6 protein-coding genes are annotated in these 5,783 nt (G+C 66.8%); 2 read left to right on the plus strand and 4 right to left on the minus strand.

The features are described 5' to 3' along the window. Positions 1-2: 2 nt before the first annotated feature. On the minus strand, positions 3-176 hold the full coding sequence (locus tag I6U14_RS07195; protein WP_296898072.1) for a hypothetical protein: 174 nt from the start codon (positions 174-176) through the stop codon (positions 3-5). Between the two features lie 115 nt (positions 177-291). Here I6U14_RS07195 and I6U14_RS07200 point away from each other — a divergent pair, with 115 nt between their 5' ends. Then, positions 292-1,101, plus strand: a complete 810-nt coding sequence (locus I6U14_RS07200; protein ID WP_296898074.1) for a ferritin-like domain-containing protein — start codon at positions 292-294, stop codon at positions 1,099-1,101. Positions 1,102-1,107: 6 nt separating this feature from the next. On the opposite strand, the gene I6U14_RS07205 is transcribed toward I6U14_RS07200, so the two are convergent. Together I6U14_RS07205 and I6U14_RS07210 are read right to left on the minus strand one after the other, a co-directional pair. Then, positions 1,108-1,926, minus strand: a complete 819-nt coding sequence (locus I6U14_RS07205) for a UDP-2,3-diacylglucosamine diphosphatase (RefSeq protein ID WP_296898076.1) — start codon at positions 1,924-1,926, stop codon at positions 1,108-1,110. A 90-nt stretch (positions 1,927-2,016) separates the two neighbouring features. Continuing rightward, entirely contained in the window at positions 2,017-2,508 is a 492-nt protein-coding gene (locus tag I6U14_RS07210) for a peptidylprolyl isomerase (RefSeq protein ID WP_296898078.1), read from the minus strand. Between the two features lie 472 nt (positions 2,509-2,980). Between I6U14_RS07210 and cysS the strand changes: the two genes are divergently transcribed. Then, complete coding sequence (gene cysS / locus I6U14_RS07215; protein WP_296898081.1) at positions 2,981-4,366, plus strand: cysteine--tRNA ligase; 1,386 nt, start codon at positions 2,981-2,983, stop codon at positions 4,364-4,366. Positions 4,367-4,594: 228 nt separating this feature from the next. Here the strand turns inward: cysS and folD are convergent, their stop codons facing one another. Further along, positions 4,595-5,461: a bifunctional methylenetetrahydrofolate dehydrogenase/methenyltetrahydrofolate cyclohydrolase FolD gene (folD, locus tag I6U14_RS07220; protein ID WP_296898080.1), complete on the minus strand. Its 867-nt coding sequence runs from the start codon at positions 5,459-5,461 to the stop codon at positions 4,595-4,597. Between the last annotated feature and the right edge of the window lie 322 nt (positions 5,462-5,783).

The raw sequence follows: 5,783 nt of genomic DNA on the forward strand, positions 1-5,783 counted from the left end.
CGTCAGGATTGGTCAAGGGACCGGAGGGCAATGGCCCGGGCCGTACCCACGCGGGCCCAGGTGCCCCAGTCCGACAGCCCAAGGTTCAGCCAGTTGAGGAAACCGATGAAGCCGGTGATGACCGCGATCATCACGAATGGCAGCGGCGAGGCGGTGCACTTGGGGCAGAGCTTCATGGGGTTGTCCTCCGGCCGATGTTGACGACCAAGTTTTACTACTCTGTGGATTACCGGTGAAGGGTAACGCATCGGGGCCTGCTGCGCGATGGATCTGTCAGCGGGAGGCGGAAAGATGAGCTGCTGCGAGCTCCTCGCTGCCGCCGCCCGTTGCCGGTCGGCGGCCGACCCGGACGCCAAGGTCCGGCTGACGCATGAGACCGCCGCCCGCATTCGCACCGGGGCCTTGCGCCGGGCGGCAGACATCGCCTGGACGCCGGCGGCAGCACCGGGTCGGCCGACGCGGCCCGAGCTGGTCGCTCCCCGCGATCTGCCGAAGCGAGGCCTGGATGTGCCGGAGGGACGGGCTGCCCTCGTGCACGCTGTGGCGCACATCGAGTTCAATGCCATCAACCTCGCCTGGGATGCAGTGCAACGCTTCCCTGCCATGCCCGCGGCATTCGCGCTGGACTGGGCGCGCGTGGCGGACGATGAGGCACGCCACTTCGCGATGCTGCGCCAGCGTCTCCGGGAGCTGGGCTACGACTACGGAGACTTCCCGGCCCACGACGGCCTCTGGCAGATGGCGGAGGCCACCGCCGGTGACGCGCTGGCGCGAATGGCGCTGGTGCCGCGGGTGCTGGAGGCACGGGGGCTCGACGTGACACCGGGCATGATCGCGCGCCTGGAACGTGTGGGTGATGAGGCAACCGCCGCCTGCCTGCAGGTCATTCTGCGCGAAGAAGTGGAGCATGTTGCCATCGGCAGCCGCTGGTTTCGCTGGCTCTGCGAGCAGCGCGGGCTGCCGCCGCAGGCGACCTACTTTCGCCTGCTGGCGGAGCACATGGGCGGGCGTATCCGCTGCCCGCTGAATCGGGAGGCACGGCTGGCGGCCGGCTTCGATGAGGCGGAGCTGAACCAGTTGGAGGCGCTGTGCGGCCGATGATGGGGGTCAGGCGGGCCCGCTGCGGACGCCGCTGAGCTGATCGGCGTGCACGGGCTCACGCTCCAGCGCGCCGTTCACCGCTACCAGCGCCTCGCCGCCCTGCTCGGACCAGTCTGCCAGTACGTGGCGAAATGCGCTGGTGCCGTCCAGCGTCAACCGATGGTCCGCCGGGCGGTGCGTGTGGCCGTGGATCAGTCGCCGGATGCGGTACCGGCGCATGTAGCGGAGCACCGTCGCGGGGCTCACATCCATGATGGCGTCGGACTTCTCCGCCATCGCAGCAGCACTGCGCTGTCGATAGTCCGCGGCGATGCGTCGGCGCTTGGCGAGCGGCTGCCGTAGGAAGAGCCACTGCACCAGCGGATTGCGCACCCGCCGGCGGAAGCGCTGATACGGCAGGTCGTCGGTGCAGAGCAGATCGCCGTGCATCAGGAGCACGGGCTCTCCGCCGAGGTCGACCTGCGTGGGATCGCGCAGCAGTGTGCAGCCGGTGCGCCTGCTGAATCGACGCCCCAGCAGGAAGTCCCGGTTGCCGCGCATCAGCAGGCAGCGGGTGCCGGCGCTCGTGAGTGCCGCGAGGCCGGCCTCGACGTCGGCGTAGGTGTCGTCGTCATCGCCGATCCAGGCATCGAATAGATCCCCGAGGATGTAGAGCGCAGCTACATCCGCCGCCCGCGCGCGCAGCCAGGCCAGGAATAGGCGTGTCAGTTCTGGGCGGCCCGGAGAGAGATGCAGATCAGAGACAAACAGCGTCTCTGCGGCACGGCGCCGGGCGCGTGCCGCTGCGGTCGTGGGGCTGGTGGAAATGCCTGCGCGCTGCGTCATGCGGGCTGTGGATGCGCATAGGGCGAGTGCGCTGGTGGCTCTCTAGCGGCCTCGCAGGCGATGTCTGGGGCGAGGGGTGCCGCTGCCGCCTCAGTCCTCCACCACCTCTGCTTTCTCGATGACGACGTCCTCCACCGGCACATCCTGATGGCCGTTCCGTGATCCGGTCTTCACGCCCTTGATGGTGTTCACCACATCCATGCCGTCAACGACCTTGCCGAAGACGCAGTAGCCCCAGCCATCCTGCCCGGGGTAGTCCAGGAAGGCGTTGTCTGAGACGTTGATGAAGAACTGTGCCGAGGCCGAGTGCGGGTCGTTGGTCCGGGCCATCGCGATGGCGCCGGTCACGTTCTTGAGCCCGTTCTTGGCCTCGTTCTCGATGGGGGCGCGGGTGGGCTTCTGGGCGAAGTCGGTGCTCATGCCGCCGCCTTGGATCATGAAGCCGTCGATGACCCGGTGGAACAGGGTACCGTCGTAGTGCCCGTCGCGGACGTACTGCTCGAAGTTCGCCGCCGTGATGGGGGCGTTTTGGTGATCCAGCTCGATGTGGATGTCACCATGGTTGGTGGTCAGCTTGATCATCGACTGCTCCTGCGCATTGGCTGCGTTTGTTGAATGGCTGTTGCTGGATGGTTGTGCGTGCCGGCTGGCTTCGGCCGCTGGATGGCTGGATGGCCCCCGAGCGTTCGGGATGGACGTTACCGTCCTGGTGCAGGTGGGGATGCGTAGCTCGCCTTTCTTCATGCTACGGGTTTCGCCGCTGAGGCAAAACCCCGACACTACTGCATCGCTTATCCATGCGAACAGCCTTTGCTAACATGCCGCGCCCAAGGAGGCACTGATTTAGGGAAGCGCTGCTTGATTGGCGCTTCCCGTCCGGGGCAGGACGCCCCGCCATTTTCGGCGACGTAAGCCGCTGAAAATGGCTGGGCGTCCTGCCCCGCGCGGGGACGCCGACAAATCGGCGTTTCCCTAAGGCTTGGACCCCGCCGGCCCGCAGTCGGCCCCGAGGGCGCTGCCGCAACCGGCCATGCAGAGGAGGGCGTTAGTGCCTGTGCTCGAGATCCATAACAGTCTCACCCGCCGCAAGGAGCCGTTCCGTCCGCTGCACCCGGGACAGGTGCGCATGTACGTCTGCGGCATGACGGTCTACGACCTCTGCCATCTCGGCCATGCCCGGGTCCTGGTGGTGTTCGACGTGGTTTACCGCCATCTCAAGCGGCTCGGCTACGACGTTACCTATGTGCGCAACATCACGGATGTCGACGACAAGATCATCCGCCGCGCCGAGGAGAACGGCGAGCCCATGACAGTGCTCACCGAGCGCTTCATCGCCGCCATGCACGAAGACGCCGACCGGCTGGGCGTCCTGCGCCCGGATGCAGAGCCGCGGGCGACCGCGCACATGGCGGACATGCAGGCCATGATCCAGCGCCTGCTCGATAAAGGTCACGCCTATGTGGCCGACAACGGCGATGTTTACTACTCGGTGGCAAGCTTCCCCGGCTATGGGCGTCTCTCCGGCAAGGACCCGCAGGATCTCCGCGCCGGCGCGCGCGTCGAGGTGGGGGAGGCCAAGCGCGATCCTCTGGACTTTGCGCTCTGGAAGGCCGCCAAGCCCGGCGAGCCCGCCTGGGACTCGCCCTGGGGGCCGGGACGGCCGGGCTGGCACATCGAATGCTCCGCCATGTCCACCGGCTGCCTCGGCAACCACTTCGACATCCACGGCGGTGGTGCCGACCTGATGTTTCCCCACCACGAAAACGAGATCGCCCAGAGCGAGGGGGCCACCGGCGAGCCCTTTGTCAACGTCTGGATGCACAACGGCTTCGTGCGCATCAACGACGAGAAGATGTCCAAGTCCTTGGGCAATTTCTTCACCGTACGAGACATACTCCTGCGCTACCAGCCAGAGGAGGTCCGTTACTTCATCCTCGGCAGCCACTACCGCAGCCCGCTCAATTACGACGACAGCCAGCTCGATGGCGCCCGGGCTGCTTTGACTAGGCTCTACACGGCCCTGCGAGGACTGCCGGTCGAGGTGCCTGCCGCGGGTGGCGAAGCCTACCGGGAGCGCTTCGATGCCGCCATGAACGACGACTTCAACACCCCCGAGGCGCTTGCGGTGCTGTTCGACCTGGCGCGGGAGGTCAACCGGCTGCGCCCCGACGATCCTGATGCCGCGGCCGCCCTGGCGGCGGAGCTGCGGCTGTTGGGTGGTGATCTGGGGCTGCTGGGCCAGGATCCGGACGCCTATCTCAAGGCGGGGGCCGGTGAGGACGGCTTGTCCGACGCCGCTGTCGATGACCTCATCGCCCGCCGCGGCGCCGCGCGCAAGGCCAAGGACTTTGCCGAGGCGGACCGCATCCGCGACGAGCTCACGGCCGCCGGCATCGTGCTCGAGGATGGTGCCGGAGGGACCACCTGGCGGCGCGGGTGAGTGTGAGTACCCGGCATCCGCGCAGCACCCGCGCTATACCCATCGCACGTCGGTTTTCGGTGAGTCGCGCGAAGAACCTGCTGATCTGTCTGGTCTTCCTCGAACCTCGCCCCTCGAAACTCGCTCCTCTCCGCTATAACCAAGGCCATTACGCATCAGACATGGCCCGCGTCGACCTGCGACCCATCCGCTGCGACGCCCCGATCCCGGGCTAGACAACGCGTGGGATCAGCCGCTGCCGTTGTCGACGCGCAGCGCATTGGCCTGAAGCGTATTCTCGAGCAGGCTCGCGATGGTCATCGGCCCGACGCCTCCCGGCACCGGCGTAATCCAGGCGGCGCGCTCCGCCGCTGCGGCGAAGTCCACGTCGCCGCAGAGCTTGCCCTGCTCGTCGCGGTTCATGCCGACGTCGATGACGATGGCGCCCGGCTTGACCCAGTCCCCTGGCACATGGCGTGCGCGCCCCATGGCCACCACCAGCAGGTCTGCGGCCCGGGCCTTCTCTGCGAGGTCTTTGGTGCGGCTATGGCAGACGGTAATGGTGCAGCGTGCCGCCAGCAGCTCCAGCGCCATGGGCCGGCCGACGATATTGGACTGACCGATCACCACGGCATCCAGACCTTCGAGCGGCTCGCCGGTGCGCTCCAACAGTGTCATGATCCCCTTAGGTGTGCAGGGGCGCAGCAGCGGCATGCGCAACGCGAGGCGGCCCACGTTATAGGGATGGAAGCCGTCCACATCCTTGGTGGGCAGGATTCGCTCGATAACGGCCTCCGCGTCGATCTGCTCCGGCAGCGGTAACTGCACTAGAATGCCGTCGATGGCCGCGTCGGCATTCAGCTGGTCTACCAGCGCCAGCAGCTCCGTCTGGGCGGTCGTCGCCGGCAGCTCGTACAGCTCGGAGTGGAAGCCGACCTCTTCGCAGGCTCTGCGCTTGTTGCGCACGTACACTTGTGAGGCCGGGTTCTCTCCGACCAACACAACCGCAAGGCCCGGCGCGCGCAGGCCCGACTGACGTCTCTGCTCCACCTCGCGCTGTATCGCGTTACGTCGCTCGGCTGCGATGGCCTTGCCATCGAGGATGTTCGCTGCCATTCGCGTTGCTCCTGAATCGAATCCGCCGTCGGTACAGCATCCACGCTTTGCGAGCACATCGACGCGTCACGGGCGCGAATGACGCCGCATGATCCCGCCGCAGCCGGCAGGGTGCAAGAGCAGTGGAGCTGGCTGGCGGCACATCGGCAAAGCAGGCACGGGCTGGAGGGTTTGGCACGATGGCCGAGCCAGTATTGACGAAATAGGACCCACTCTGTAATATTTCGCGGCTTAGGTTAGCGCGGCACAGCGCTTACCGCTCCGCTCCGGGGTATAGCGCAGTCTGGTAGCGCGCCTGCTTTGGGAGCAGGATGTCGGGGGT

It is taken from the genome of Thiohalocapsa sp. (genome assembly GCF_019695415.1).
Classification (GTDB): domain Bacteria; phylum Pseudomonadota; class Gammaproteobacteria; order Chromatiales; family Chromatiaceae; genus Thiohalocapsa.

Coding starts and splice junctions, on each gene's coding strand:
- I6U14_RS07210 (WP_296898078.1), bottom strand. CDS start 2,508: ATGATCAAGCTGACCACCAACCATGGTGACATCCACATCGAGCTGGAT.
- I6U14_RS07195 (WP_296898072.1), bottom strand. CDS start 176: ATGAAGCTCTGCCCCAAGTGCACCGCCTCGCCGCTGCCATTCGTGATG.
- folD (WP_296898080.1), bottom strand. CDS start 5,461: ATGGCAGCGAACATCCTCGATGGCAAGGCCATCGCAGCCGAGCGACGT.
- I6U14_RS07200 (WP_296898074.1), top strand. CDS start 292: ATGAGCTGCTGCGAGCTCCTCGCTGCCGCCGCCCGTTGCCGGTCGGCG.
- I6U14_RS07205 (WP_296898076.1), bottom strand. CDS start 1,926: ATGACGCAGCGCGCAGGCATTTCCACCAGCCCCACGACCGCAGCGGCA.